The 26,619-nt window shown below is 69.9% G+C and carries 25 protein-coding genes; 19 read left to right on the forward strand and 6 right to left on the reverse strand.

Annotated elements, in window-relative coordinates; genetic code table 11:
* Window positions 1–61: 61 nt before the first annotated feature.
* Window positions 62–2,788: a DNA polymerase I gene (polA, locus tag ACX28W_RS34970; RefSeq protein WP_459004027.1), complete on the forward strand. Its 2,727-nt coding sequence runs from the start codon at window positions 62–64 to the stop codon at window positions 2,786–2,788.
* 516 nt (window positions 2,789–3,304) lie between these two features.
* The gene (locus tag ACX28W_RS34975; RefSeq protein WP_459004028.1) at window positions 3,305–4,267 is read left to right on the forward strand and encodes a serine hydrolase; all 963 of its coding nucleotides are present in this window, start codon (window positions 3,305–3,307) and stop codon (window positions 4,265–4,267) included.
* Here the strand turns inward: ACX28W_RS34975 and ACX28W_RS34980 are convergent.
* Window positions 4,188–5,042, reverse strand: a complete 855-nt coding sequence (locus ACX28W_RS34980; RefSeq protein ID WP_459004029.1) for a DUF4184 family protein — start codon at window positions 5,040–5,042, stop codon at window positions 4,188–4,190. The genes ACX28W_RS34975 and ACX28W_RS34980 overlap by 80 nt on opposite strands.
* A 293-nt stretch (window positions 5,043–5,335) precedes the next feature.
* Here ACX28W_RS34980 and ACX28W_RS34985 point away from each other — a divergent pair, with 293 nt between their 5' ends.
* The 3 genes from ACX28W_RS34985 to ACX28W_RS34995 all read left to right on the forward strand — a co-directional run bounded on the left by ACX28W_RS34985 (window position 5,336) and on the right by ACX28W_RS34995 (window position 8,361).
* On the forward strand, window positions 5,336–7,048 hold the full coding sequence (locus ACX28W_RS34985) for a lytic transglycosylase domain-containing protein (protein WP_459004030.1): 1,713 nt from the start codon (window positions 5,336–5,338) through the stop codon (window positions 7,046–7,048).
* Window positions 7,049–7,212: 164 nt separating this feature from the next.
* Window positions 7,213–7,347 (forward strand): SPW_0924 family protein, encoded by a 135-nt coding sequence (locus ACX28W_RS34990; protein ID WP_362082752.1) that lies wholly within the window; start codon window positions 7,213–7,215, stop codon window positions 7,345–7,347.
* 21 nt (window positions 7,348–7,368) lie between these two features.
* Window positions 7,369–8,361, forward strand: coding sequence for a DUF3068 domain-containing protein (locus ACX28W_RS34995; RefSeq protein WP_459004031.1), 993 nt, complete (start codon window positions 7,369–7,371; stop codon window positions 8,359–8,361).
* Here ACX28W_RS34995 and ACX28W_RS35000 read toward each other — a convergent pair.
* Both ACX28W_RS35000 and ACX28W_RS35005 read right to left on the reverse strand, forming a co-directional pair.
* A complete protein-coding gene (locus ACX28W_RS35000) occupies window positions 8,351–10,972 on the reverse strand; it encodes an ATP-dependent RNA helicase (protein ID WP_459004032.1) in 2,622 nt (873 codons plus the stop codon). The genes ACX28W_RS34995 and ACX28W_RS35000 overlap by 11 nt on opposite strands.
* 68 nt (window positions 10,973–11,040) lie before the next feature.
* Window positions 11,041–11,910, reverse strand: coding sequence for a class I SAM-dependent methyltransferase (locus ACX28W_RS35005; protein WP_459004033.1), 870 nt, complete (start codon window positions 11,908–11,910; stop codon window positions 11,041–11,043).
* A 337-nt stretch (window positions 11,911–12,247) separates the two neighbouring features.
* Between ACX28W_RS35005 and rpsA the strand changes: the two genes are divergently transcribed.
* The 5 genes from rpsA (at window position 12,248) to ACX28W_RS35030 (ending at window position 17,844) form a co-directional block, all read left to right on the forward strand.
* On the forward strand, window positions 12,248–13,750 hold the full coding sequence (gene rpsA, locus ACX28W_RS35010; protein ID WP_362082740.1) for a 30S ribosomal protein S1: 1,503 nt from the start codon (window positions 12,248–12,250) through the stop codon (window positions 13,748–13,750).
* Window positions 13,751–14,055: 305 nt separating this feature from the next.
* Window positions 14,056–15,582: a flavin monoamine oxidase family protein gene (locus tag ACX28W_RS35015; protein WP_459004049.1), complete on the forward strand. Its 1,527-nt coding sequence runs from the start codon at window positions 14,056–14,058 to the stop codon at window positions 15,580–15,582.
* Between the two features lie 147 nt (window positions 15,583–15,729).
* Complete coding sequence (locus ACX28W_RS35020) at window positions 15,730–16,668, forward strand: PAC2 family protein (protein ID WP_459004034.1); 939 nt, start codon at window positions 15,730–15,732, stop codon at window positions 16,666–16,668.
* Window positions 16,669–16,804: 136 nt separating this feature from the next.
* Window positions 16,805–17,413, forward strand: coding sequence for a dephospho-CoA kinase (coaE, locus tag ACX28W_RS35025; RefSeq protein WP_459004035.1), 609 nt, complete (start codon window positions 16,805–16,807; stop codon window positions 17,411–17,413).
* 50 nt (window positions 17,414–17,463) lie between these two features.
* A complete protein-coding gene (locus tag ACX28W_RS35030) occupies window positions 17,464–17,844 on the forward strand; it encodes a tetratricopeptide repeat protein (protein ID WP_362082731.1) in 381 nt (126 codons plus the stop codon).
* A 61-nt stretch (window positions 17,845–17,905) separates the two neighbouring features.
* Here ACX28W_RS35030 and ACX28W_RS35035 read toward each other — a convergent pair whose 3' ends face one another.
* Entirely contained in the window at window positions 17,906–18,202 is a 297-nt protein-coding gene (locus ACX28W_RS35035; protein ID WP_459004036.1) for a DUF6343 family protein, read from the reverse strand.
* 108 nt (window positions 18,203–18,310) lie between these two features.
* Between ACX28W_RS35035 and ACX28W_RS35040 the strand changes: the two genes are divergently transcribed.
* From ACX28W_RS35040 to ACX28W_RS35050, 3 genes are all read left to right on the forward strand, one after another.
* Window positions 18,311–19,297, forward strand: coding sequence for an acyltransferase domain-containing protein (locus ACX28W_RS35040; RefSeq protein WP_459004037.1), 987 nt, complete (start codon window positions 18,311–18,313; stop codon window positions 19,295–19,297).
* A 157-nt stretch (window positions 19,298–19,454) separates the two neighbouring features.
* Window positions 19,455–20,132, forward strand: a complete 678-nt coding sequence (locus tag ACX28W_RS35045) for a class I SAM-dependent methyltransferase (RefSeq protein WP_459004038.1) — start codon at window positions 19,455–19,457, stop codon at window positions 20,130–20,132.
* A 160-nt stretch (window positions 20,133–20,292) separates the two neighbouring features.
* Complete coding sequence (locus ACX28W_RS35050; RefSeq protein WP_459004039.1) at window positions 20,293–20,760, forward strand: DoxX family protein; 468 nt, start codon at window positions 20,293–20,295, stop codon at window positions 20,758–20,760.
* Window positions 20,761–20,872: 112 nt separating this feature from the next.
* Here the strand turns inward: ACX28W_RS35050 and ACX28W_RS35055 are convergent, their stop codons facing one another.
* Both ACX28W_RS35055 and ACX28W_RS35060 read right to left on the reverse strand, forming a co-directional pair.
* Complete coding sequence (locus ACX28W_RS35055; RefSeq protein WP_459004040.1) at window positions 20,873–21,367, reverse strand: RNA-binding S4 domain-containing protein; 495 nt, start codon at window positions 21,365–21,367, stop codon at window positions 20,873–20,875.
* A 184-nt stretch (window positions 21,368–21,551) separates the two neighbouring features.
* Entirely contained in the window at window positions 21,552–22,184 is a 633-nt protein-coding gene (locus ACX28W_RS35060; protein ID WP_459004041.1) for a TetR/AcrR family transcriptional regulator, read from the reverse strand.
* A 59-nt stretch (window positions 22,185–22,243) separates the two neighbouring features.
* On the opposite strand from ACX28W_RS35060, the gene ACX28W_RS35065 reads away from it, so the two are divergent.
* The 6 genes from ACX28W_RS35065 (at window position 22,244) to ACX28W_RS35090 (ending at window position 26,537) form a co-directional block, all read left to right on the forward strand.
* Window positions 22,244–22,534, forward strand: coding sequence for an antibiotic biosynthesis monooxygenase (locus ACX28W_RS35065; RefSeq protein WP_459004042.1), 291 nt, complete (start codon window positions 22,244–22,246; stop codon window positions 22,532–22,534).
* A gap of 103 nt (window positions 22,535–22,637) precedes the next feature.
* Window positions 22,638–23,552, forward strand: a complete 915-nt coding sequence (locus tag ACX28W_RS35070; protein ID WP_459004043.1) for an ABC transporter ATP-binding protein — start codon at window positions 22,638–22,640, stop codon at window positions 23,550–23,552.
* Window positions 23,545–24,312 carry an ABC transporter permease gene (locus ACX28W_RS35075; RefSeq protein WP_459004044.1) on the forward strand — a complete coding sequence of 256 codons (768 nt, stop codon included), beginning with the start codon at window positions 23,545–23,547 and terminating at the stop codon, window positions 24,310–24,312. The genes ACX28W_RS35070 and ACX28W_RS35075 overlap by 8 nt, the downstream gene beginning before the upstream one ends.
* Window positions 24,309–25,106: an ABC transporter permease gene (locus ACX28W_RS35080; RefSeq protein ID WP_459004045.1), complete on the forward strand. Its 798-nt coding sequence runs from the start codon at window positions 24,309–24,311 to the stop codon at window positions 25,104–25,106. Before ACX28W_RS35075 ends, ACX28W_RS35080 begins: the two co-directional genes overlap by 4 nt.
* 16 nt (window positions 25,107–25,122) lie before the next feature.
* Complete coding sequence (locus ACX28W_RS35085; protein ID WP_459004046.1) at window positions 25,123–25,593, forward strand: SAM-dependent methyltransferase; 471 nt, start codon at window positions 25,123–25,125, stop codon at window positions 25,591–25,593.
* A gap of 164 nt (window positions 25,594–25,757) precedes the next feature.
* Complete coding sequence (locus ACX28W_RS35090; RefSeq protein ID WP_459004050.1) at window positions 25,758–26,537, forward strand: uracil-DNA glycosylase; 780 nt, start codon at window positions 25,758–25,760, stop codon at window positions 26,535–26,537.
* Window positions 26,538–26,619: the final 82 nt, after the last annotated feature.

The raw sequence follows: 26,619 nt of genomic DNA on the forward strand, positions 1-26,619 counted from the left end.
CAGCGTTCGGGGCGGGCCGGGAGGGCTCTCGATGTCAGTGGGCCGTGGCAGGATCGGGGTCGTGGCAGAAACAGCATCGAAGAAGACCGGGAAAACCGCAGGCACGGGCCGTCCGCGGCTGATGCTCATGGACGGGCACTCGCTGGCGTACCGCGCGTTCTTCGCGCTGCCCGCGGAGAATTTCACGACCGCGACGGGGCAGCCGACGAACGCAATCTATGGTTTTGCGTCGATGCTGGCGAACACGCTGCGCGACGAGGCGCCCACGCACTTCGCGGTGGCGTTCGACGTCTCGCGCAAGACGTGGCGCTCGGAGGAGTTCACGGAGTACAAGGCGAACCGGTCGAAGACCCCGGACGAGTTCAAGGGGCAGGTCGAGCTGATCGGCGAGTTGCTGGACGCGATGCACGCGCAGCGGTTCGCGGTGGACGGTTTCGAGGCCGACGACATCATCGCCACGCTGGCCACGCAGGCCGAGGCCGAGGGCTTCGAGGTGCTGATCGTCACGGGTGACCGCGACTCGTTCCAGCTGGTCTCGGAGCACACGACGGTGCTGTATCCGACGAAGGGCGTCTCGGAGCTGACCCGCTTCACTCCGGAGAAGGTCGTCGAGAAGTATGGGTTGACGCCGGCGCAGTACCCCGATTTCGCGGCGCTGCGGGGCGATCCGTCGGACAATCTGCCGGGCATCCCCGGTGTCGGCGAGAAGACCGCCGCGAAGTGGATCAACCAGTTCGGTTCGTTCGCGGAGCTGGTCGAGCGCGTCGACGAGGTGAAGGGCAAGGCCGGGCAGAACCTCCGTGATCACCTGGAGGCGGTGCAGCTCAATCGCCGTCTCACGGAGATGGTGAAGGATGTGGAGCTGCCGAGGACGGTCGCCGACCTGGAGCGTGCCGCGTACGACCGGACGGCCGTGGCGATGGTTCTGGACACGTTGGAGATCCGTAACCCGTCGCTGCGTGAGCGTCTCCTCGCCGTCGACCCGGGGGCGGAGGAGGCCGAGGCGGTGCAGCCGGTCGCCGCGGGTGTCGAGCTGGACGGTGTGGTGCTGGGTGCGGGCGAGCTGAAGCCGTGGCTCGCCGAGCACGGCAAGGCGGTCCTCGGGCTGGCCACGGTCGACTCGTGGGCGCTGGGTACCGGCGCGGTGGCCGAGGTCGCGCTCGCCGCGGCGGGCGGGGCGGCCGCGTGGTTCGACCCGACGCAGCTGGACGAGGCCGACGAGAACGCGTTTGCGAAGTGGCTCGCCGATCCCGGGAAGCCGAAGGTGCTGCACAACGCCAAGGGTGCGATGCGGGTCTTTGCCGAGCACGGCTGGAGCGTGGAGGGTGTGTCCATGGACACGGCGCTCGCCGCGTATCTGGTGAAGCCGGGGCGTCGCTCGTTCGCGCTGGACGCGCTGTCCCTGGAGTACCTGGGGCGGGAGCTGGCTCCCGCCACCGCTGCCGATGGGCAGCTCGCCTTCGGCACGGACGAGCAGGCCGAGGCCGAGGCGCTGATGGTGCAGGCCCGCGCGATCCTCGATCTGGGCGGGGCGTTCGGCGAGAAGCTGGCGGAGGTCGGTGCGGCCGATCTGCTGCGTGACATGGAGCTGCCGACGTCCGCGCTGCTGGCCCGTATGGAGCGGCATGGCATCGCGGCCGACCGGGCGCACCTGGAGGCCATGGAGCAGATGTTCGCCGGCGCCGTGCAGCAGGCGGTGAAGGAGGCGCACGCCTCCGTCGGGCACGAGTTCAATCTTGGTTCGCCCAAGCAGCTTCAGGAGGTCTTCTTCGGCGAGCTCGACCTGCCCAAGACGAAGAAGACGAAGACGGGTTACACGACGGACGCGGACGCGCTGGCCTGGCTGGCCACGCAGACCGACCACGAGCTGCCGGTGATCATGCTCCGTCATCGCGAGCAGGCGAGGCTGCGGGTGACGGTCGAGGGTCTGATCAAGACCATCGCCGGGGACGGCCGCATCCACACCACCTTCAACCAGACGGTGGCCGCGACGGGCCGTCTGTCGTCGGTGGACCCGAACCTGCAGAACATCCCGGTCCGCACGGAGGAGGGCCGCGCGATCCGCCGCGGTTTCGTGGTCGGCGAGGGCTTCGAGTCGCTGATGACCGCGGACTACAGCCAGATCGAGCTGCGCGTGATGGCCCACCTGTCGGAGGACGAGGGCCTGCTCGAGGCGTTCACGTCCGGCGAGGACCTGCACACCACGGTTGCCTCGCAGGTGTTCTCGGTGGAGCGGTCCGCGGTCGACGCGGAGATGCGGCGCAAGATCAAGGCGATGTCGTACGGCCTGGCGTACGGGCTGTCGGCGTTCGGTCTCTCCCAGCAGCTGAACATCGACGCGGGCGAGGCCCGTGGCCTGATGGACACGTACTTCGAGCGCTTCGGCGGGGTGCGCGACTATCTGCGCCGCGTGGTCGACGAGGCGCGTGCCACGGGCTACACGGAGACGCTGTTCGGCCGTCGCCGCTACCTCCCCGACCTGAACAGCGACAACCGTCAGCGCCGCGAGATGGCCGAGCGCATGGCCTTGAACGCGCCCATCCAGGGCACTGCCGCGGACATCGTCAAGATCGCCATGCTGAATGTCGACCGGGCGTTGCGCGAGGCCGACCTCAAGTCCCGCATGCTCCTCCAGGTCCACGACGAAATCGTTCTGGAGATCGCCCCGGGCGAGCGCGCGAAGACCGAGGAACTGGTCCGTCGCGAGATGGCGTCCGGCGTCCATCTGCGGGCCCCCCTGGACGTCTCCGTCGGCTCGGGCCCGGACTGGGAGTCGGCAGCGCACTAGCCTCCGGCGGTGAGGCGGTGTCTGTGGGTGTCCGGGGTTACGGGGCCGGGCGACGGTGGGGTCCGTGGGTGGGATGTCTGCGGGTCCGTGGAACTTGGCATCCGTGGTCGGTGGAGCTTGGCATCCGTGGTCGGTGGGGCTGGGTGTCCGTGGCGCTGAGAGCCTGCGACGCTGTGGAGCCGGGCGCTTGGGTTTCCTGCCGCCGCGGCGGCGCGCAACCAGTGCGGCGTCTTTCGACGGTGCCGAGCCGACCGGGAGGGGCACCTCCACGGGGGCAAGCCCCTGCGCGGAAAGGCGATGGGTGGCCCGGGCTCTTTGGGGGGCCCGTAGGGCGAGGCCGTTCCGGTCCCTGGGCATGGGTGTCCCGGCCTCTCCGATGTCGTCCGCGGGGCGTCGCCCCGCCCGGGCAGGCCGGGGCGCAGGCCCCATGTGTTCCGTTCGGCCTTCGGAGGGACCCGTCACTCGCGTGGCCCTCGTAGCGGCGCCTCCCGGGTGGGGGACCGTAAGGATGCGGGCATGGGTATACGCATGCTCGGTGGTCGCACGGCCCTAGCCACAGCCGTTGTCTCAGCGCTGCTCGCGCCGATGCCCCCAGTGGCCGCGGGCGCGAGCAGCGTCCAGGTGCCCGCGCTCTGCCGTTCCGTCCGCAACCCCGATCTCGCCGCCAGGATGTCCCGCGACATCCTGGCGGTGCTGTCGTCACGCGGGGGCACGGTCTCCCTGGCGGTGCACGATGACGGCACCGGCTTGACGTGCGCCTTCGCGAGCGAGCGTCAGTACGACGCGGCGAGCGTCGCCAAGGTCACGATCATGGAGGCCACCCTGCACCGTTCGGAGGAGCTGCGGCGCGCCCTCACGAAGTGGGAGCTCGCCAACGTACGCCCGATGATCACCGTCTCGGACAACGCGGCCGCCCAGCGGCTGTGGGGCAATCTGGGCCGGGCCGTTCTGGACCGCTTCCTGACCCGCGTAGGGACGACCGGCACCGAGCTCGGCCCGGCCGGCTACTGGGGTCTGACCCGCACCACGGCCGCCGATCAGCTGCGGCTGCTGGACGTACTCACCAACGCCCGCTCGTTCCTGAAGACCCGCGCCCACGGCCTCCAGCTGCTCAGCCAGGTCCGCGCCGACCAGCGCTGGGGCGCGCCCGCCGGCATGCCGAAAGGTTTGACGGCGCACCTCAAGAACGGCTGGCTGCCCCGGTCCACGCACGGCTGGCGGGTGCACAGTGTCGGCGCGTTCACGGGCCCCCACCGCACGTACCGCATCGTCGTCATGTCGCACGACAACCCGACGATGGCGTACGGGGTTCGCACCATCGAGCGCATCGCCCGGGCCGTCCACCGCGGCCTCGATCAGGGGCGCGGTCTCGTCCAGGGACCCACTCCGGAGGGCAAGGTCAGCGAGGCGTCGGACGGTTCGGCTCCGTACGAGCCGGTTCCTGGCTGGGACGAGCCGGAGCAGGACGCCACATCCTGACCCCGACGCCGTACAGCGCGAGGCCGAGTACGAGGCCCGCGCCCGCACCGAAGCACAGCGTCGGGATCAACTCCCACGGCTTCGCGCTGGAGCCCCAGTAGGCCCACCAGCGCGAAGCCCGCTGTACGGCACCCACCAGTGCGCAGGCCCCGATGACGGCGGCTGCGAGCCAGCGGTCGGAACGGGACAGCACCGGTACCCCGACCGGCTCGCCGGGGGGCGTCCGCCGCAGCGCGACGACCACGAAGGCCACGATCACGACGGCCGCCACGGCCGAACTGCCGTACTGCGCGTACCAGAACAGTGGCGAGCCGCCGGCCTCCTGTTCCAGGACGGGGAACAGCCGTACCCCCCACCGGTCGTGATGAGTGAACGCGTCCCACAGGACGTGCGTCAGTGCGCCGAGCGTTGCGGAGACGTACCACCACAACGCCGCCGACGGACGCACCGGCCGACGTGGCGTCCCGCAGCGCAGCAGCCCCGCGGGGCGTCCCTGCCGGGCCCGCGGCAGCAGCGCCACCAGCGGTTCGCGCAGCACCAGCCAGGCGCCCACGAGCGCCCAGGCGACGAGTACGTCGAAGGTGAAGACGCCGGCGATGGAGTGCGTGAAGGTGCCGAACTCCATCGCCGCGGGCAGCACGCTCGCCGCGTAGTAGGTCATGTCGGGGGCGAACGAACCGGCCACGAGGACGGCCGGAACCAGTCGGCCGCGACCGCTCCCGTCACCGCGGACGGCGGGCAGTACGGCCGCCGCGTGGCTGAGAGTGAAGGGCAAATTGTCCCCCTGTGGATGATGTTGGCCGCATGCGTCGGCCTCGGTGATCGTCGGCGGCCAGTATGAGGGACCGTAGGGAAACGCTCCGGCGGGCCACCCGAGGTCCGGGTCACCTTGGACAATCCCACATGGCCAACTGGTGAAAATCGGGCACGAACGGGTGTCTGGGCGACGGAAGTTGTCGTAGGGTCACTTGGGTTGCCGTGCTGAGGGGAGCGCGGTCGATCAGCGGAAGAGGCAAGGGAAGAGAACGCGCGGAGCGCGGGCGGTCGTCCACGGGAGGGGTTCACGCAATGGCGGCGCAATTCGGCAGGCTGCGCAAGGGGGCGGCGACCACCGCCGTGGCCGCGATCGTGGTCGCGGCCCTGTCCGCCTCCCAGGCTCCGGGGGTGACCACCGAGGACCAAGGCGGCCAATCCACGGGCGCCCAGGCCTCGTCCGACGCGAGCAGCGACGGCGGTGGCGGCGCGACCGGCGACTCGCCGTACTACACGGACCTTCCGCCGCTGAACAGCCCGAATCCGAGCCCCAGTTCGAGCGCGTCGCCGAGCGCGGGCACGGCCGTCTCCGTGGGCGAGGCGGAGGCCGGTATACCCGCGACCGTCCTGGACGCCTACAAGAAGGCCGAGGCCTCGCTGCGCGAGTCCAAGCCGGGGTGCAATCTGCCCTGGCAGCTCCTCGCCGCCATCGGCAAGGTCGAGTCGGGCCAGGCCCGCGGCGGGCGCGTCGACGCGGACGGCACGACGTTCTCGCCGATCCTCGGCCCCAAGCTCGACGGCAACGGCTTCGCGCTGATCGCCGACACCGACAACGGCGCGTACGACGGCGACAGCGCGTACGACCGCGCGGTGGGCCCCATGCAGTTCATCCCCTCCACCTGGGCGTGGTCGGGCCGTGACGGCAACGGCGACGGCAAGGAAGACCCCAACAACATCTACGACGCGGCGCTCGCGGCCGGCCACTATCTGTGCCGGTTCGATCGCGATCTGTCCGTGCAGTCGGAGATGAACGCCGCGATCCTCAACTACAACTACTCGACGGACTACCTCAACACGGTCCTGTCGTGGCTCGAGTACTACCGCAAGGGCACCCACGAGGTTCCGGACGGCACGGGCACCCTGCCCTCGAACCGGAGCGACGACGACTCCACGACGGATCCCACCCCGTCGACGCCGGAGTCCTCCACGCCGGGTCCGAAGCCCCCCAAGCCGTCCCCGCCGGGTACGACGCCGCCCACCACGCCGACGCCGCCCACCACGCCGACCCCGCCCACCACGCCGACGCCGCCCACCACGCCCACCACGCCCACCGCTACGGTGGACCACCTGGAGGACGCGGGCACCGGGAACCTCACCGCGACCGCGGGCGGCGCCTTCGACGCCAAGGTCGCCGTGCGGACCGAGACCAAGGCGAACAAGGCTGTGGCGAAGGTCCGGGTGCGGTTCACGATCATCGGCGACACGGACGCCACCTTCACCGGCGGCGAGAGCGTCGCCACGGTGGTCACCAACAGCGCCGGCACGGCCACCGCACCCGCGCTCGTGGCGGGTGAGAAGACCGGCGACTTCACGGTCCGCGCCACCGTCGTGGGCCGCGTCCTGGCCGGACTCGACTACACCGCGAGCGTCACCGCGCGCCAGGCCGACACCCTCGCCCGCACCAGCGCCACCGAGCTGACCTGTGTGCCGGGCGGAGAGTTCGCCGACCAGGTCGAGGTGAAGGCCACCTACAAGGGTGCCGTCGCGGGGAAGGTCGCGGCCACCGCGACGCTCATCAAGTCGGCGGACGACGCGACCGAGAACGACAAGGGCCCCTACTTCAAGGACGCGGACGGCAAGACGATCCGCACCCTCACGAGCCTCACGACGGACGCCGACGGCGTACTGAAGCTGCCGAAGCTGTACGCGGACGACACGGCCGGCACGTACCTGCTCCGCATCACGACGACGGGCGGCGCGACGCTGACGGTCGAGCTGAAGGTCGCCGCCGCCGTAGCCACTTCATAGCCACTTCATAGTCCTACGCGCATCGAGGGCGCCCCCTCCGCTTCCGGCGGAGGGGGCGCCCTCGTCTGTGTGCGCAACGTGTTCTCATCTCGCCCCGCCGTTGCTACGGTGCCCGACCTGACGATGTATCAGTTCTCGATCCTCCGTCCTTCGGGAGGCTCCGCATGCGTGCTCTCATCGCCGCCGCGACCGGTCTCGTCGTCGCGCTCGCCCTGGTGTTCACGATCACGGCCATGGGCTCACCGGCCGGCCGGACATCACCGAAGCCGCTGCTGACGACCGTGCCCGCACACCCGTAACTCCCAGGGAAGGACACCGAGATGCGCCGCAAGGCCAGCCTCATCCTGCTCGCCCTCGCCGTGTTCTGCACGGCGCTGTCCCCGCTGCTGCGCTGGTACGCCTTCCCGCGCCTGGCCAAAATCCCCGCAGGCCAGTACCAGGACATGGTCCTGGAGGCGAAGAACGCGACCCTCCTCGACTACGGCACCATGACGGCCAGGAAGGTCCCCAAGGTCACCGTCGTACAGACCCTCAAGGGCAACGTCGAGGCCTCCGAGCGGATCGAGAGGACCGCGGGCCGCGACGTCGTCGTCTGGGACTCCCTCTCCTATGTGCAGGGCCCCGACGGCAAGATGGTCTCCAAGCTCCCCGAGCGCTACATCTTCGACGCGCACAGCCAGGACCCCGTCCACGCCACCGGAGAGTCCGTCGACGGCGACCCCGTCCAGCGGGAGGGCATCGAGTTCAAGTGGCCCTTCGGGACGGAGAAGCGGGACTACGAGTACTTCGACGCGCAGACCCGCACCTCGGCCCCCATCCACTACGAGGGCACCCAGAACTTCCGCGGCGTCAAGGTCTACTACTTCGAGCAGACCATCCCCTGGACGAAGGTCAAGTTCCCCAAGGTCATGCCCGTCGAGGGCATCACTCCGGAGTCGGTTGCCAAGACGGGCACGACACGCTGGTACACGACCGTCCGCAAGTTCTGGGTGGAACCGGTCACCGGCGCGCCGGTCTACGGCGAGGAGATCCACCAGGAGGAACTGCGCGGCGGCACGCTGCTCGGCGACCGCGACAAGGTGACCGCCTTCTCCGGCCACGTGAAGATGCGCGAGGACTACATCGATCACACCGTCGATCTGGTCAAGTCGAACCGCACCCTGATCCTCTTCCTGACCTCGTACCTGCCGTGGGGCTTCCTGATCCTGGGCGCGGCGCTGCTGTCCCTCTCCCTCTACCTGGAGGCGCGGGGCCGCCGCCCGGGCGACCCTGCCCCCACCGAGGCCGTGGAGCCGGAGCCGGTCAACGCCTGAGACGCGCGTTCGTGTGCCGGGTCGGTGCGGCGGTGGCCGGGTCCTCGGGCCACGGGTGCTTGGGGTAGCGGCCGCGCAGTTCGGCCCGTACGGCCCTGTAGCCGTCCTTCCAGAAGGACGCGAGGTCGGCGGTGACGGCGGCGGGGCGGCCGGCGGGCGAGAGTAGATGGACGAGTACGGGCACGCCGGCGACGGTCGGGGACTGGTGGAGGCCGAACATCTCCTGCAGCTTGACGGCGAGTACCGGCTGTTCGGGGTCGTCGTAGTCGATCCGGATCCTGGACCCGCTGGGTACCTCGATCCGCTCGGGCGCGAGCTCCTCCAGACGGGCCGCGTCGCCGGTGGCCCACGGCAGCAGCCGGGTCAGTGCCTGCCCGGCGTCGATCCGCGCCAGATCGGCCCGCCGTCGGGCGCGGCTCAGCTCCGGCTCCAACCACTCGTCCACGCGCGCGTGGAGCGCGTCCTCGGACACGTCGGGCCAGGGATCGCCGAGGTGCAGTCGCAAAAAGGCGAGCCGCCGTCGCAGCACCTCGGCATCCTGGGACCACCGCAACAGGCCGAGGCCGTCCTCCCGCAGCCCTTCGAGCAGCGCTTCTCGTACGAGCCCGGAGTCGGCGTTCTTGAGCGGCCGCACCGCCAGCTCCACGGCCCCGAGCCGCTCGACCCGCCGCGCGACGACGTCGCCGTCGGCCCAGTGCACTTCGTCGCCCTCGGCGTGCAGGGGCGCCGCGGCCCGCCGCGCCGTGTCCTCGTCGATCACGGCGGCGAGCCGCACGCGCGCGTGCCCGGCACCGACGGGCCGGTCGGCCACGGCGACAGCGAGCCAGGGGGCTCCCCGCAGACCTGTGCCGTCCCCGAGCTCGGCGCGCGTACCGGCGACCATGAGGTAGGAGCCGCCCTGAGCCCGCGCGACACGCTCAGGAAACGCAAGAGCGGCCACCAGCCCGACGACCCGGTCGTCACCGCCCCCGCCCCGCCGCCCCGCACCCGTGCGGTCCTGGCCCGCACCGGCCCCGCCCGGCGGCCCGTCCCCGGAGGGAGCGTCGGCGCTCGGCTCGCTCGGGGCATGCCTGCCGGCAGGGGGCTGGGAGGGGGTGCGTGCCGTGGCGGTCGACGCGGAGCGCAGACGCTTCGCCTCCGTGCGCCAGCGCGTCGCATAGGCATCACCCCCACGGCGGGCGGCCCGCCAGGCCGCCGCCAGATCGTCCCCGTACTCCCGGGGCGGCTCCTCGCTCAGCAGGGCGACCACTTCGGCGGCCCGGTCCGCGCCGATCTCGGGGGCCGCGTCCAGCAGGGCCCGGCCCAGGCGCGGGTGCAGGCCCAGCCGGGACATACGTACACCCCGCTCGGTGGCCCGCCCGGCCGAATCCACCGCACCCACCGCCGACAGAACGGCCCGCGCCGCCGCCATCGCCCCGCCCGGCGGAGGATCCAGCAGCGCCAGCCCGGTCGCGTCCGGATCGCCCCAGCAGGCCGCCTGCAAGGCGAACGCCGTCAGGTCGGCCACCTTGATCTCCGGCGCGGGAAAGCGCGTGAGACGGGCATCCTCGGCCTCGGACCAGCAGCGGTACACCCGCCCCGGCGCCTCACGACCGGCCCGCCCCGCCCGCTGTCGCCCCGCCGCCTGCGAGGCCCGTACCGTGGTCAGGGCGCTGAGCCCCCGCGCGTGGTCCACCCGCGGCTCCCGGGCCAGCCCGGAGTCGACGACCACCCGCACCCCGGGAACCGTCAGCGACGACTCCGCCACGGACGTGGCCAGCACCACCCGGCGCCCGGCACCCCCGGACAGCACCGCGTCCTGGACGGCCGTCGGCGCCCGCCCGTGCACCTGGAGCACCTCGACCGAACCCAGGTCACCCAGCCCGCCCGCCACCCGAGCGATCTCTCCGACTCCGGGCAGGAAGCACAGGACATCGCCCTCGCACTCGGCCAGCGCCCGCCGCACCACCGACGCCACATGCGTCAGCAGCGCCGGGTCGACCCGCATACCGTGCGGCGGCCGGACGGGCCGCACCGGTGGCGCCCACACCACCTCGACCGGATACGACACGCCGTGCGCCTCGACGACCGGGGCACCGCCCAGCAGCCGGGCCCATCCCTCGGCGTCGGTCGTCGCGGAAGCGGCCACGAGCCGCAGCTCGGGACGGAGCGCGGACCGTACGTCCCACAGAAAAGCGGCCACCGTGTCGGCGTCCAGATGCCGCTCGTGGCACTCGTCGAGCACCACCACGTCGACGCCCGCCAGCTCCTGGTCCCGCTGCAGCCGTTGCAGGAGGACCCCCGTCGTGACGACCTCCACGCGCGCGCGTGGACCCACCACACGCTCCCCCCGCACGGTGTACCCCACGCTCTCGCCGACCTTCTCGCCGAGCAGCCACGCCATCCGCCGCGCGGCGGCCCGGGCGGCGATCCTGCGCGGCTCGGCCACGACGACCCGACGCTCCGGCCGCCCGTCGTCCAGCAGACCGGCGAGCGCCAGTGGTACGAGGGTGGTCTTGCCGGTTCCGGGCGGCGCCACGAGCACGGCACTGCCGCCGCCCTCCAGGGCGTCGTTCAGACCGGGCAGGGCGCCGCGTACGGGCAGCGGGTCCAGGGCGTCGTAACGGATCACGCCCCTAGTCTCGTACGAGCGTCACGGCATCCCCCACGCGCGCGTGATCCTTGACGCACACCACTGCCTCAGTCCCGCTCGCACACGAAGATCGCCGTCCCCGGGATCAGATTCCCGCGCAGCGGGGACCAGCCGCCCCACTCCTGGGTGTTCCAGGCGGGCCACTCGGGTTCGACGAGGTCGAGGAGGCGGAAGCCGCCGGCCACGATGTCGCGGACGCGGTCGCCGACCGTCCTGTGGTGCTCGACGTACACCGCGTTGCCCTCGTCGTCCTGCTCGACGTACGGGACGCGGTCGAAGTACGAGGCGGAGACCGACAGTCCCTCCGGGCCCGGCTCGTCCGGGAACGCCCAGCGGATCGGGTGCGTGACGGAGAAGACGAAGCGGCCGCCGGGGCGCAGGACCCGGTGGACCTCCCGCAACACGCGGACCGGGTCGGCGACGAACGGCAGCGCGCCGTACGCCGAGCACGCGAGGTCGAAGGAACCGTCCGCGAAGGGCAGCGCGCCCGCGTCGGCCTCCACGAGCGGCACCCGGCCGCCGATGCGCAGCGCGTGCTGGAGCTGGCGGTGGGAGAGGTCCAGGGCGACCGGACGAGCCCCCTGGGCGGCCAGCCAGCGCGAGCACTGTGCCGCGCCGGCGCCGATCTCCAGGACGTCCTTGCCCTTCAGGTCCTCGGGCGGGCCGAGCAGCTCGGCCTCCACCTCGTCGAGGCCCTCGGGTCCCCATACGAAACGGTCGTCCCCGAGGAACGTGCCGTGTTCTATCTGGTACTCGTCCGCGTTCCGGTCCCACCAGCCACGATTGGCGCGGGAGCTCTCCGTGACATCCGCGTCGCGGCGGGTGGCTTCGGGCTCGAAAGGCTCGGGCTCTTGGATGATCGGCTCCCTCGTACTAATCTGCGGGCTCTTCCGTCCAACCGGTCGCGGGGGTGTCACGGCAGGGGCCGGCTACGGTCCGCGTGGCCTCGTGAGACAGGTTTTGTGCCGGGAATGCGGCGATCCGCCCCGGGTGTGCGCCTTCGCGCATTGACCCTGCCCGGCTGCCCCCGTATGCTACAAGTTGCGCTGCGAGCCTGCGTACCTCAGACGTAGCAGGTTGCGCTCGCATCTGTATGTATGTCCCCTCGGTTTTCGAGGCGCCAACTGGAAGTGTTCGTGATGAACATGATCCGGATTTGGCGCTTCCTTGGCTGTCCGGCTTCTACAGGGCGAAACGGGCTCCCGGCGTAAGCAGTACCTACGACTCTCTGTCCGTACCGGAGCCCTTTCCCACATGACGAGCAGCACCGAGACCACCGCCACCACCCCGCAGGTTGCGGTCAACGACATCGGTAACGAGGAAGCCTTCCTCGCCGCGATCGACGAGACGATCAAGTACTTCAACGACGGCGACATCGTCGACGGCGTCATCGTGAAGGTCGACCGGGACGAGGTCCTGCTCGACATCGGTTACAAGACCGAAGGTGTCATCCCGAGCCGCGAGCTCTCGATCAAGCACGACGTCGACCCCAACGAGGTCGTCGCCGTCGGTGACGAGATCGAAGCCCTTGTTCTCCAGAAGGAGGACAAGGAAGGCCGCCTGATCCTCTCGAAGAAGCGCGCCCAGTACGAGCGCGCCTGGGGCACCATCGAGAAGATCAAGGAAGAGGACGGCATCGTCACCGGTACCGTCATCGAGGTCGTCAAGGGTGGTCTCATCCTCGACATCGGCCTCCGTGGCTTCCTGCCGGCTTCCCTCGTCGAGATGCGCCGTGTCCGCGACCTCCAGCCCTACGTGGGCAAGGAGCTCGAGGCGAAGATCATCGAGCTGGACAAGAACCGCAACAACGTGGTCCTGTCCCGCCGCGCCTGGCTGGAGCAGACCCAGTCCGAGGTTCGCCAGACGTTCCTCACCACCCTGCAGAAGGGTCAGGTCCGCTCCGGCGTCGTCTCCTCGATCGTCAACTTCGGTGCCTTCGTGGACCTGGGTGGCGTCGACGGTCTGGTGCACGTCTCCGAGCTCTCCTGGAAGCACATCGACCACCCCTCCGAGGTTGTCGAGGTCGGCCAGGAAGTCACCGTCGAGGTCCTCGACGTCGACATGGACCGCGAGCGCGTCTCCCTGTCGCTCAAGGCGACGCAGGAAGACCCGTGGCAGCAGTTCGCCCGTACGCACCAGATCGGTCAGGTCGTCCCGGGTAAGGTCACGAAGCTCGTTCCGTTCGGTGCGTTCGTCCGCGTGGACGAGGGCATCGAGGGTCTGGTCCACATCTCCGAGCTGGCCGAGCGCCACGTGGAGATCCCGGAGCAGGTCGTCCAGGTCAACGACGAGATCTTCGTCAAGGTCATCGACATCGACCTCGAGCGCCGCCGCATCAGCCTCTCGCTGAAGCAGGCCAACGAGTCCTTCGGTGCCGACCCGGCCTCGGTCGAGTTCGACCCGACGCTGTACGGCATGGCCGCGTCGTACGACGACCAGGGCAACTACATCTACCCCGAGGGCTTCGACCCCGAGACCAACGACTGGCTCGAGGGCTACGAGACCCAGCGCGAGGCCTGGGAGCACCAGTACGCCGAGGCGCAGCAGCGCTTCGAGCAGCACCAGGCGCAGGTCATCAAGTCCCGCGAGGCCGACGCGCAGGCCGAGGCCGAGGGCGCTGCCGCCCCCGCCGCCGGTGCTGGTGCCGGTGTCTCGGGTGGTTCGTACTCCTCGGAGTCGGACGACAACTCCGGCGCCCTGGCGTCGGACGAGGCCCTGGCTGCTCTCCGCGAGAAGCTCGCCGGCGGCCAGAGCTGAAAGCTCACCGCTAGGCAGTAGTTCGTGACTGCGGGCCCGCACCCATCTGGGTGCGGGCCCGCAGTGCGTTGCCCGTGGGTGTCCAGCGGGTCCAGCGGGTGGGTGTCCAGCGGGCTGGACACGTGCGGGTGCGGAAACGTGAGGGATACACGAGTAACTGACGGGCCGTAACCCCTCGTTGGGAGGCTTCCCCGGTCGTTCAAGATCGAAAGGGGAGGCCCGTCATGGCACAACCTCAGAGCGGTCCCGGTACGAGTCGTCGTTCGTTCCTGCGCAACGTGGGTCTCACGGGTGGAGCGGGCGCGATGTTCGCCACCATGGGGGCCCTCGGTCTCGCGCCCACCGCCGAAGCGGCCCAGCGCGAACAGCCCTTCCGCGCCCCGCAGTCGGGCGACTTCACGCTCACCGGACGCGGCGCCGCCAAGGTGGTCATCGTCGGCGGCGGCATCGCCGGCCTCGCGGCCGCGTACGAACTCGGCAAGGCGGGCTACGACTGTACGGTCCTGGAGGCCAGAGACCGCACCGGTGGCCGCAACTTCACGGTCCGCGGCGGCGATGCGACCACCGACCTCTACGGCAACACCCAGAAGGCCCGCTTCAGTGACGGTCAGTACATGAACGCGGGCCCCGCCCGCCTCCCACAGTGGATGGTCACCCTCGACTACTGCCGCGAACTCGGCGTCCCCGTCGAGGTGTTCACCAACGTCAACGCCGACGCGTACATCTTCAACGAGTCCACCGGCATGACCAAGCCGATGCGCTACCGCACCGCGAAGGCCGATGTCTACGGCTACGTCTCCGAACTGCTCGCCAAGGCCACCGACAAGGGCGCCCTGGACAAGGAGTTGACCGCCACCGACCAGGAGCTGCTCGTCGAGTTCCTCAAGGACTTCGGCGAGTTGGGCGACAAGCTGACCTACGAGGGCGGTGACCGCCGCGGATACACCACTGTCCCGGCCGCGGCCGGGACCCCCGGAGTGCTCCTCGGCGACGTCCCGTCCGCGTCGGAGGTCTTCGCCACCGGCGTCGGACGCTACTTCTCCTTCGAGTTCGGCTACGACCAGGCGATGCTGATGTTCCAGCCGGTGGGCGGCATGGACCAGATACCGCGCGCGCTCACCAAGGCGATCGGCGGCCACCGCATTCGCACAGGGGCCGTGGTTTCCGACATCACCGACAAGGGGAGCGGTGTTTCGGTCACGTACACCCAGTCGGGCCGTACGAAGGTGATCGACGCCGACTACTGCATCGGCGCCCTCCCGCCCAACATTCTCGCCAAGATCCCGCACAACCTCGGCTCCGGAGTGCAGAGCGCGCTGACGGCGATCACTCCCTCGTCGGCGGGGAAGATCGGGCTCGAGTACCGTTCCCGCTGGTGGGAACTTGATCACAAAATCTATGGTGGCATCACGGAGACCGACCAGGACGTCACGCACATCTGGCACCCGTCGTACGGCTTCCATGGCGAGCGCGGCGTGATGATCGGCTACTACAACTACGGCGGCGACGCCGACTCGTACGCCAAGCTCACCCCCAAGGAGCGCGAGAAGCGCGCGGTGGCGGCCGGCGTGAAGATCTACGGCGAGAAGTACCGCACCGAACTCGCGTCCTCCTTCTCACACCACTGGCGCCAGACACCCCACTTGGAGGCCGCCTGGCACAACACCCCGGGCGGCCCCGACGATGCCCGCTACAAGCCGCTGAACGAGCCGACCGGACGCGTCTACTTCGCGGGCGACTGGCTCAGCTACACCGACGCCTGGCAGCACGGCGCGTTCACGTCCGCCCGCAAGGCGGTGACCGCGCTCCACGCGCGCGTGCTGTCGTCGTAACGTGAGCATGCTGTTCTCGTAGTCGCCGAGAGTCGTAGTTGCTGAGTTGCTGAAAGTCGGTAAATGGCGGCGGTGCGGAGCGCGGGGCGGGAATGCCCGCGCTCCGCACCACGTTGTGCAGTACGAACATGAGGAGGAGCGGTCACAGTGCTTGATCCGCAGGGTTTGTACGCATGGGAGCCGAAGGGCCTGGCCGTGGTGGACATGGCGCTCGCCCAGGAGTCGGCCGGTCTGGTCATGCTCTACCACTTCGACGGATACATCGACGCGGGCGAAACCGGCGACCAGATCGTCGACCGGCTGCTCGACACGTTGCCTCACCAGATCGTCGCCCGCTTCGACCACGACCGACTGGTGGACTACCGGGCGCGGCGCCCGCTGCTGACGTTCAAGCGCGACCGCTGGACCGACTACGAGGAGCCCACCCTCGATGTCCGGCTCGTCCAGGACGCCACGGGCGCGCCCTTCCTGCTGCTCTCCGGCCCCGAGCCGGACGTCGAGTGGGAGCGCTTCGCCGCCGCGGTCCAGCAGATCGTGGAGCGGCTCGGCGTACGCCTCCTGGTGAACTTCCACGGCATCCCCATGGGCGTCCCGCACACCCGACCCGTGGGCCTCACCCCGCACGGAAACCGCACCGACCTGGTGCCGGGCCAGCGCAGTCCCTTCGACGAGGCGCAGGTCCCCGGAAGCGCCGAGGCCCTCGTCGAGTACCGCCTCATGGAGGCCGGACACGACGTCCTGGGTGTCGCCGCGCACGTCCCGCACTACATCGCCCGCTCCCCGTACCCGGACGCCGCGCTGACCGTCCTGGAAGCCATCACGGGCGCCACGGGACTGGTGCTCCCCGCTGTCGCGCACTCCTTGCGCACCGAGGCGCACCGCACCCAGACGGAGATCGACCGGCAGATCCAGGAGGGCGACGAGGAACTCGTCTCCCTCGTCCAGGGACTTGAGCACCAGTACGACGCCGCCGCGGGCGCCGAGACGCGCGGCAACATGCTCGCGGAACCCGTAGACATCCCTTCGGCGGACGAGATCGGGCTCGAGTTCGAGCGATTTCTGGCGGAGCGGGAGGGCGACAACTGATCGGTTAGGCTACCGGTGACCGCACTCCACCCATTCCCCGCCGGCGCGGGGGTGATCCGGTGGGCCTGACCGGCGGTATCGGAGTCGGCAAGTTGTCCCCGCTCCCGCGGGGGTTCGTGAGGGTGGAGGCGCGGTCATGCTGTCCGTTGGCCTGACCGGCGGTATCGGCGCCGGCAAGAGCGAAGTGTCGCGGCTGCTCGTCGAGCATGGCGCGGTGCTGATCGACGCGGACAGGATCGCGCGAGAGGCCGTCGCGCCCGGAACTCCCGGGCTCGCGGCCGTCGTCGATGCCTTCGGCGAGGACGTACTCGCGCCGGACGGCAGCCTGGACCGTCCCCGACTGGGCTCGATCGTCTTCGCCGACCCGGAGAAGCTCGCCGTCCTGAACTCGATCGTGCACCCCCTGGTGGGCGCCCGCTCCCGCGAACTCGAACGCGCCGCCTCCGAAGACGCGGTCGTCGTGCATGACGTCCCGCTGCTCGCCGAAAACACCCTCGGACCGCTGTACGACCTCGTGGTCGTCGTCGACGCCAGCCCCGAGACCCAGCTCGACCGCCTCGTGCGGCTGCGTGGCATGAGCGAGGAAGACGCTCGCGCCCGCATGGCCGCCCAGGCCACCCGCGAGAAGCGCCTGCAGATCGCGGACGTCGTCATCGACAACGACGTACCTCTGGAGGACCTCGAGCGGCGCGTGCGGGAGGTATGGGCGGATCTCGTACGCAGAGCGCACGCCCGCCAGGAATAGCGGTCCTCGATGGGGGCGTTGAACCAGTGCAGTGAGGGAAGGACTCAGCCGTGCCCGAGACCAGCGGTTCGACCGGACGTACTCCGGAGACGCATGTCATCGACTTCCGCGCCGCCGAGCAACTGCTCGCCGCGCGGGACCCGCGGGGCGCGGTGAAGCTGCTCGACTCAGTGATCGCCGCGCATCCGGAGAACACCGCCGCGCGACTGCTGCGCGCGCGTGCCTTCTTCGCCGCCGCCCAACTGCGACCTGCCGAGCTGGAGTTCACGATCGTCCTGGAGCGCGAGCCGGACAACGCGTTCGCGCACTTCGCGCTCGCCCGCACCTATGAGCGCCAGCTCCGCCCCGACCAGGCGAAGCGCCACTTCAGGCTGGCCGCGGCACTCGATCCGAAGCCGCAGTATCTCGAAGCGGCACGCTTCGACTCGTAGGGGCGACTCGTAGAGAGGCCGTACGTCGTGCACGTCGTGTGCGTCGTGCGTCGTGCGTCGTCTAAGGGTGGCGGTGCTCAGGCGGCCGGTACGGCGGGGGGCGGTGATCCGGTGGCCGGTACGGCGGGATGGCGCGGCCAGGCTGGTAGTGCGGTCCCTCACGGATGTGGCGCAGCACCATGGCCATGTCGATGGTGACGATCAGCCACAGCACGCCGCAGGCGACCGCCCATCCGGGCCGTCCCGCGAGGGTGAACGCGACCGCCCCGAAGATCGCCCAGATCAGGCCCCAGGCACTCAGCCAAAAGCGCAGCCGCAAAGCACTGCGCGCTGTCGTCGGTTCACTGCCTGTACGCATGAGGACCACTACTCCGGTATTCCGGAACCACTGCTCCTACTGGGAAACGTACTCTTCGTGGTGCACGATCACCAAGGGACAGCGGTTGGACCGACGGGGGAGGCCACGGTGCTGCTGGAGGCGTTGCGGGCGGACGCGAGGTTCGCCGAGTGGCTGAGGGGCCTGGAGAGCGAGGGTGCCCCTCGGAAGGAAGCGGTGCTTCCGGACGCGGACGAGTTGCCGGACATCCTGCTCGACCTGGCCGTTGCTCATGAGCACATCAATGAACTCGTCACGCTGCGTACCCGGTTGGCGGCGGATCCGGAGGCGATGACACTCCTCGCCCGGTGTGTCGGCCGTTTCGTGCGGGACATGGGGGAGATCGGAAAGGGGTGGGAGCCGCCCTCCTTCCCCGCGTCGGCGGGCGCGCTCGGGCGCTGCTTCCACCTGTACGTCTTCATCGCGGCGCTTCCGTACATCCGCGCCTACCACCGCGGGCGTGGCATCCCCGACGACGTGTCCCGGCGCACCCTCGCCGACCTCGGACGGCATGTGGCCGTGCATCACAGGCGCCTTGGTACGCCGGGGCTGCTGTTTCCCTGGTGGATCGGCCTGCCCTTCCACGGTGAGCTGTTCCAGCTGGGGCGACTGCAGTTCCAGCGGGCGCGGCTCGGCCGGCGCACGGGGCGGGCTGTCTCGGCGGCGGGCCTCGGCGCCGGCCCCGGCGACCCATGTCTGAGCCTGCACATAGCCGACTTCCGCGGTCCGCTGTCCCACGCCGCCTGCGACCGGTCGCTCGCGTTGGCACGGGAGTTCTTCGCCCGGCACTATCCCGACGAGCGCTATGAAGTCGCCGTGTGTCACTCCTGGCTGCTCGATCCGCAGCTCAAGCGGTATCTGCCGGTGGACTCCAACATCATCCGCTTTCAGGAACGCTTCGAAGTCGCGTACCAGGAGACGACTCCGGACGACGGGGTGCCGGTCGGCTTCGTCTTCGGCGATCCGGAACTGCCGACGGGTGCACTGCCGCGGCGGAGCGCGGTCGAACGGGCGGTGGGGGACCATCTGCGTGGGGGCGAGCACTGGTACGTCGGGCACGGCTGGTTCGCGCTGTAACCCGGTCTGGCCTGATGTGATCAGATCAGATCAGATCAGATCTGGTCTGGTCTGGACTGGGGCTCGAATCCGGGGCTCGAACGCGTCACCCGAACGAGTGAGGTGAGGTGGGAACGGGCCGATGGGAGCGGGCCGTTGGGCGGGTATGAGCATTCAGATGCGTGAAGGTCACGAGGGGGCCGGACCGGGTGCGATCACGCCGGACGGCTGCGCGGTCGAGCTCTATGCGCGCCTGTCCATCGGGGCGGAGCCGGACATCGTTTCCGCGGCGGTGCCTGCGGGAGCGCACATTCTGGAGTTGGGCAGCGGGGTGGGGCGGATGACCCACCCGCTCCTGGAGCGCGGGTTCACGGTGACGGCGGTGGACGAGTCGGCCGAGATGCTGGAGCGGATCCGCGGGGCGCGCACGATATGCAGCCCGATCGAGGAGCTCGACCTGGGGGAGACGTTCGACGTGGTGATGCTCGCGTCGTTCCTCGTGCACACCGGGGAGGAAAGCCTGCGCCGGGCGATGCTGGAGGCGTGCGCACGTCATGTCGCGGAGGGCGGCTGCGTGTTGATCCAGCGAGAGGGCGAGGACTACCACTCGAACGTGCCTCGCGAGCGGATCGACCCCAGCGGCTACACCGTGAAAATCCTGTCGGCAGAGCCGGTGGGTGACGGGGTGAACTCGGTCTACGCGGAGTATGTGTTCCCGGACGCCACGTGGACCCAGACGTTCACGGCCCGGCCGCTGACCAAGGAGCAGTTCGAGGAGGCGCTGGGGGAAGCGGGGTTGCGGGTGGAGCGGTATCTGACGGAGGACAGGGTGTGGGTGCGGGCGGTGAAGGTCTGAGCTGCCGGGCCCCGGGGAGGAGCCGACGCGGGTAGCCGGGTCGGCCGAAGGGGCGGAGTCGGTCGGCGAAACAAGTTCCGGACCACAGCGATGAGTTCCTCCCGCACACACGGTCTACCTCTGCGACAGCAACTCCTACCGCTTCGCAAGGGAGACCCCCATGTCCGAGACCACCGCCCCCGTCACCGCCTCCCCCTCCGCCTCCCCGGCCGCGGCTGGCGGCCGCGGCCGCGGCGCCCGGATCTCCCTGGGCACCCTGCAGGTCGTCCTCGGTCTCTTCTACGTGCTCGCGAGCGCGCTTCCCAAGCTGATCGCGCACCCGTCCGCCGCCGAGGTCTTCGACGATCTCGGTTGGGGGAGCGCGGGGATGTATCTCATCGGCGCGCTCGAACTGGCCGGAGGTGTCGCGCTGTTGATCCCGCTGCTGTCCTCGGTGGCGGCGGTGGCGCTCGGCGCGCTGATGGTCGGCGCCTTCATCGTGAACGTCACCGTGCTGCATGGGCCGTATCCGGCGACCCCGCTCATCCTGATCCTGCCGCTCGCGCTGATCGCGTGGGCCCGCAGGGGACACACCGCCGAGTTGGTCCGTCAGCTCCGACTGTTCCGGCTGGAGCGACGACGGGCATGACCGCCGTACGGCGTCGAGGGCTCCCCGTGACACAGGGGGAGCCCTCGACGTCGTACGGCGACCGGGTGTGCCTGGGCGTTCAGGTGGTCGTGTGCATGGTGGTCCTCGGGGGTCAGGGGCCCTCGGAGCCGCCCGCCGGGCCGTCGAGGCCCCGGAGGCGTTCCATCTCACGGCGGTCGCGCTTGGTCGGGCGACCCGCGCCGCGGTCGCGGACGCCCGCTGGGGCGACGGCCTCGCGCGGCGGGGGCGGCGGACTGTTGTCCACGTAGCACTCGACGGCGACGGGCGCCCCGACCCGCTTGCGGATCACACGCTTCACGATGACGACCCGTTCCCGGCCCCCGTGCCGCAGCCGCACCTCGTCGCCGACGCGTACGCCGTACGCGGGCTTGACGCGTTCGCCGTTCACCCGGACATGGCCGCCCCGGCAGGCGGTCGCGCCCATCGAGCGGGTCTTGACCAGACGTACGGACCAGATCCAGCTGTCGACCCGCACGCTCTCGCCGCTCGGCGGACGGGCGGCCTCGGCGGCGGCCACCATGTCACCGGCCCCGCCCGTGCTCTTGTTCTCGTCCACCTGATCGACGTCCGCATCCTCAGAAGCCATACCTCGACTTTAGAAGACCTGAGGGGCCGATATGCCAGAGCCCGAACGACTGCCTCATCGGCTGGGAGCGCCCACTCCGGTGGCGCTGACGTAGCCGGACGGACCCCAAGGCTCTGCGTACTCCCCGTCCATGATCCGCCGCTGTTTCCGGACGTACACCGCCCACCTGCCCCCGCCGGCACGTCTAACGGGAGCAGAGCTGGGTGCGCAGGGTCTCGCCGGTCCACCGCTCCCAGCGCTCACGCGACCAGCCACGCTCGTGCACGAACAGGAGGTACAACTCGGGGCTGAGCAGGCCATACAGCAGGTCGGCGACTTCCTCCACCGACACCTCCGGCCGTGCGCCCGGTTTGCCGGCCAGCGCGTTCGCCGCCCCTTGTTGAACGACATAACGAGGATCGACGTCCTGCGGCCACAGGGCGGCGACCTCGGGGTCGCTCGCGGCCGCCGCCTCCAGGACTTTGATGATCGGCGCGACCCGCTGCAGGATCGAGGTCGTGCCCGCGACGTAGGCGCGCAGCATGTCCTGGGCCGTGTCGGCGGCCAGCGCGTCGACGAACCACGGCCGGTCCATCGTGGCCACCGGCTCTTCGTCACCCGCGATCGTCACGTCGACCAGTTCCTTGAGCAGGGTGCGCTTGTTGCCGAAGACGAAGTAGATCGTCTGCACCGCGACACCGGCCCTGGCGGCGACGTCTTGAAGATTCGTCGCGCCGTATCCGTCCTGCACGAACAGCTCGAGAGACGCCGCCAGGATGCGCCGACGCGTCTCCTGGGCTTTCTGCCCCCGCTTGTTCGTTCGCTTGACATCGCTCATGACTGGAGTCTAACTCTAGATGCGAACACTAGAAGTCAACTCTAGTAAACGAGGTCCGCATGTCGGTCATCACCGTTACCCGCTTCCAGATCGATCCCGCCGACGCCGAGCAGCTTCGCGCCCGGCACGCCGCGTTGGTCGCCGCGACCAGGGCCGCCGCGCCCGGGCTCATCGAGGCGCGCCTGGGCCGGCTCGACGACGAGACGTGGGTCGGCATCTGGCGCTGGGACTCGGCTGCCAGCCTGCAGACGGCCCGTCAGGTCGTACCCGGCAACGCCGAGGCCACTGCGGCATTCGCGCTGACCCGCGAGCCCACCGTGGACGACATCGAGGTTCTGGACGAGCACTGACCGCGTCTCGCGAACTCGGAACCCGGAACCTGGAACCTGGAACTCGGAACCCGGAACTCGAAACCCGGAACCGTGAGCCGGGTCCCCCAATCGAGGACATGACATGATCGAAATCGATGCGTTAACCAAGGTGTACGGCTCGGCGCAGGGCCGAGCGGTCGACGAGGTGTCGCTGCACATTCCCGCCGGATCGGTCGTGGGCTTCCTGGGCCCCAACGGCGCCGGCAAGACCACCACCATCAAGATGACGGCCGGCTTGTTGGCCCCCACTGCGGGCCGGGTCCGGCTGGGCGGCGTTGACGTGGTCCGGCAGCGTTCGGCCGCGATGGCGCAGTTCGGCGCCGTGCTGGAGGGCTCGCGCAATGTCTACTGGAGCCTGTCGGCCTGGCAGAACCTGATGTACTTCGGGCGGCTCAAGGGCCTGCGCAAGGCCCAGGTCGGCGAGCGTGCCGAGGAGCTGCTGACCGGGCTGGGGCTGTGGGAGCGGCGGGACGACAAGGTCGGTGACTTCTCCCGCGGCATGCAGCAGAAGGTCGCGATCGCCGTCGCTCTGGTCGCCGACCCTCCGATCGTGCTGCTGGACGAGCCGACGCTCGGCCTCGACGTCGAGGCCACCCGCACAGTCAAGGACTGGATCGCCGAACTGGCCCGCGATCGGGGCACCACCATCCTGCTCACCACCCATCAGCTCGATGTGGCCCAGGAGTTGTGCGACCGCGTGGCCGTCATCCGTCAGGGTCGGCTCGTCGCCGACCTGCCCACGCGTGAACTGCTGGCCGGCTTCCGCGAACGCGACAGATACGACATCCGCATCGAGGGCACGGCCCCCGCCGGGTTCGACGCCGGCACCCACGAAGGCGTCACCACGATCCGCGTGCGGGTGAGCGATCCGGGCGAGGTGTACGACGTGGTCGAGCGGCTGCGCGCGCAAGGGGCCGTCCTGGAGTCGCTGGCCCAGGTTCAGCCCGATCTGGAGGATGTGTTCCTCGCTCTGGTCAACGAGACGTCCCATGCTTGACGTTCTGGGCGCGGAGATCGGGAAAGGCCTGCGGGTTCAGTTGGCCCACCCGATCGGGCACGTCGTCTCGCTGCTGATCGGCGCCACGATGTACCTCGGCCTGCAGTTCGTCCTGGGCCAGGGAGAGCTGCGGCAGGATCTGCTGCCGCAGACCCTGGTCGCGATCGGCGGCTACTGGTTCCTGCAGTACGCCGGCCTGGTGATGGTGTCCGATCTCATCGAGGAGAAGCGCGCCGGCACCTTCGCCCAGGCACAGATGACCACGGCGCCTGTCTGGCTGCCGATGCTCGGCCGGCTGATCACCGCCTCGGTGTTCGGTCTGGCGGTGGCCGCCGTCGCCGCTCTCGTCCCCATGCTGGTGGCCGGGATCTCGATCCCACTGCGCTCGGCGGCCCTGGTGCCTGCTCTGCTGCTGGGTGTCAACGTGCTGGCCTTCACCTTCCTGTTGGCCTCCCTCGCTCTGGTCTCCCCGATGATCGGCGCCCTGCAGTCGCTGTTCACCTCGCTGGTGCTGCTGCTCAACGGCTCATTCCTGCCGCTGGCCCTCTATCCCGACTGGCTGGCCGTCCTCGCCAGATTCCTGCCGACGACCTTGGGCATCGAGGCGACCACCCAGGCGCTGTTCGAGGGCCGGACCCTGGCCGCCATCTGGACCGGCGGCACCCTGCCGTGGCTCATCGCCCACACCCTTGCGCTCACGGTGGTCAGCGGCCTGCTGTTCGTCCGCAACCACAGCCGAGCCCTGCAGGAGTCGTCATGAGGTTCGCCCGCGGATTCGCCGCCGAGGTCCGCAAGGGGCTGCTCAACTTCGCCGCCGGATGGCGCGAAAGCCTCATCCAGATGCTCACCTTCCCGCTGTTCTACCTGCTCATCGTGCTGTTCATGGGGCGCGGGCAGCTGCGTGCGGAACTGCTGCTGCCCGTGTTGCTCGGCATGGTGGCGCTGACCTTCATCCACGAGCAGGTCAACCGGATGTTCTGGAGCTATCTGGGTGACATCCAGTCCGGGGTGCTGGAGCAGACGTACCTGACCCCGCTGCCGTCTGCCGCGGGCATCCTCGGACGCCAGTTCGCCGCCGTGATCTCGGCCCTGCCCACCGCGCTGGCTGTCCTGGCCACCGGGGCCATCGCCATCGACATCCAGGGCGGGCAGGTGCCCTTCGACGCGCAGGTGATCGTGCCGCTGGCCGCCATCGCGCTGGGTACCTGCGGACTGGCGCTCATCCTGTGCGGGCTGACCCTGGTGTTCAAACGGATCGAGATCATCACGCAGGTGTCGGTGGCCGTCTACGCCATCGCCGGCGGCACCCTGGTTCCCTTGGCCGCCATGCCCGATCCGATCGCCTTCCTCAGCCGGCTGCTGGTCCCCATCGCGCCCGGCATCGAGGCAATGCGGGACATCCTGCTCGGCGGGCATTCCCTGGCCGCCCTCCCGACCGGCTGGGGCCTCGGGTGGCTGCTGGCCCAGCCGCTGCTCATCACGACCGCCGGGGTGGTCCTGTTCAACCGGCTCGAACACCTCGCCAGAGACCGCGGCACTCTCGGCCGCTACTAGAAACCTGGAGATCACTATGACAACGGACACCGTGGCCCTGAGACCCGTCGGACAGGTCGTGGGCGGGCGCAGCGAGGTCTTCGAAGACGACTGGGGCGACGTTCGCGCCGTCATTCGTCTGGACGGCGCATCCTTCACCGCGTCGGCGGTGCTCGGCCTGGAGCACTTCTCACACCTGGAGGTCGTATTCCTCTTCGATCGGATCGACTCCGCCACCGTGCACAGCGAACCTCGTCCTCCGAGGGGGAACCCGAGCGCGGCACCCGTGGGGGTCTTCGCCCACCGCGGGCCGTACCGCCCCAATCGCCTGGGCGTCTCCCGCTGCCGACTGGTTGCTGTGGACGGCTTGGACCTGCAGGTCGCCGACCTGGACGCGTTGTCAGGCTCACCGGTCCTCGACATCAAGCCGTACTTGGCCGAGTTCGCCCCCCGTCATCCGGTCATTCAGCCGGCCTGGGCCAGCGAACTCATGAGCCGCTATTACTGAGGCCCTCAGCCGACGGCTTGCTCGATGGTCTGTGGGCGATTCCTCTCCTCAATAGAGGAATACTCCCAGGGGCGACGAGTGCGGCATCCTCGGAGTGAGGCGCGGCTACGGTCCGCGTCGTGCTGGTGGAGTTCTTCACTGACGAGCGGGCTGAGGAGTACGGGATGTTCGCCGACTCGGCAGACGCGGCTGATCTGGCTGATCTGGCTGATCTGGCTGATCTGGATGTGCGGATCAGCAGGTGTCGGGCCTGTCCGCGCCTGGTTGCATGGCGCGAGGAGGTGGCCCGTACCAAACGCGCCGCCTTCGCCGATCAGACGTACTGGGGCCGCCCGGTCCCCGGGTTCGGCCCGCCCGACGCGTCTCTGCTGATCATCGGCCTGGCCCCCGCGGCGCACGGCGCGAACCGGACCGGTCGGATGTTCACGGGTGACCGGTCGGGCGACGTGCTGTACGCGTCGCTGTACGAGGTGGGACTGGCCTCACGGGCCACGGCCGTGAGCGCGGCCGACGGGCTGACGTTGCACGGCGTGCGGATCACCTCACCCGTGCACTGCGCCCCGCCCGCCAACAAGCCGACCCCCGAGGAACGGAACACCTGCCGGCCGTGGCTCGTGCGCGAACTGGAACTGCTGCGGCCCTCGCTCCGGGCGGTCGTCGTGCTCGGAGCCTTCGGCTGGCAGGCTGCGCTGCCGGCGTTCGCGGAAGCGGGATGGGAGGTGCCCCGCCCTCGCCCTGCCTTCGCGCACGGAACGCGGGTCACGCTCGGGCCGTCCGTCTCGTCCGGGCCGCTCCGACCGCCCGGGGCGATCGAGCTCTTCGGATGCTTCCACGTCAGTCAGCGGAACACCTTCACCGGGCGGCTGACGCCCGCCATGCTCCGGGACGTGCTGCGTACGGCGGCACGGGCGGCGGGGCTGACGACGAGGCCGCAGGAGGGCTAGTACTCCAGCAGCGTTTCGCTATCTGGTCTGGTCAGAGGCGTCGTCCGGAGTGTAGTTGGCTGATGGTGTGTCAGGGGCGGCC

The organism is Streptomyces sp. SD15, from assembly GCF_054462255.1.

Coding starts and splice junctions, on each gene's coding strand:
- coaE (WP_459004035.1), top strand. CDS start 16,805: ATGCTGTCCGTTGGCCTGACCGGCGGTATCGGCGCCGGCAAGAGCGAA.
- ACX28W_RS35080 (WP_459004045.1), top strand. CDS start 24,309: ATGAGGTTCGCCCGCGGATTCGCCGCCGAGGTCCGCAAGGGGCTGCTC.
- ACX28W_RS35015 (WP_459004049.1), top strand. CDS start 14,056: ATGTTCGCCACCATGGGGGCCCTCGGTCTCGCGCCCACCGCCGAAGCG.
- ACX28W_RS35060 (WP_459004041.1), bottom strand. CDS start 22,184: ATGAGCGATGTCAAGCGAACGAACAAGCGGGGGCAGAAAGCCCAGGAG.
- ACX28W_RS35050 (WP_459004039.1), top strand. CDS start 20,293: ATGTCCGAGACCACCGCCCCCGTCACCGCCTCCCCCTCCGCCTCCCCG.
- ACX28W_RS34990 (WP_362082752.1), top strand. CDS start 7,213: ATGCGTGCTCTCATCGCCGCCGCGACCGGTCTCGTCGTCGCGCTCGCC.
- ACX28W_RS34985 (WP_459004030.1), top strand. CDS start 5,336: ATGGCGGCGCAATTCGGCAGGCTGCGCAAGGGGGCGGCGACCACCGCC.
- ACX28W_RS35055 (WP_459004040.1), bottom strand. CDS start 21,367: ATGGCTTCTGAGGATGCGGACGTCGATCAGGTGGACGAGAACAAGAGC.
- ACX28W_RS35090 (WP_459004050.1), top strand. CDS start 25,758: ATGTTCGCCGACTCGGCAGACGCGGCTGATCTGGCTGATCTGGCTGAT.
- ACX28W_RS35065 (WP_459004042.1), top strand. CDS start 22,244: ATGTCGGTCATCACCGTTACCCGCTTCCAGATCGATCCCGCCGACGCC.
- rpsA (WP_362082740.1), top strand. CDS start 12,248: ATGACGAGCAGCACCGAGACCACCGCCACCACCCCGCAGGTTGCGGTC.
- ACX28W_RS35035 (WP_459004036.1), bottom strand. CDS start 18,202: ATGCGTACAGGCAGTGAACCGACGACAGCGCGCAGTGCTTTGCGGCTG.
- ACX28W_RS35085 (WP_459004046.1), top strand. CDS start 25,123: ATGACAACGGACACCGTGGCCCTGAGACCCGTCGGACAGGTCGTGGGC.
- ACX28W_RS35070 (WP_459004043.1), top strand. CDS start 22,638: ATGATCGAAATCGATGCGTTAACCAAGGTGTACGGCTCGGCGCAGGGC.
- ACX28W_RS34975 (WP_459004028.1), top strand. CDS start 3,305: ATGGGTATACGCATGCTCGGTGGTCGCACGGCCCTAGCCACAGCCGTT.
- ACX28W_RS34995 (WP_459004031.1), top strand. CDS start 7,369: ATGCGCCGCAAGGCCAGCCTCATCCTGCTCGCCCTCGCCGTGTTCTGC.
- ACX28W_RS35075 (WP_459004044.1), top strand. CDS start 23,545: ATGCTTGACGTTCTGGGCGCGGAGATCGGGAAAGGCCTGCGGGTTCAG.
- ACX28W_RS35045 (WP_459004038.1), top strand. CDS start 19,455: ATGCGTGAAGGTCACGAGGGGGCCGGACCGGGTGCGATCACGCCGGAC.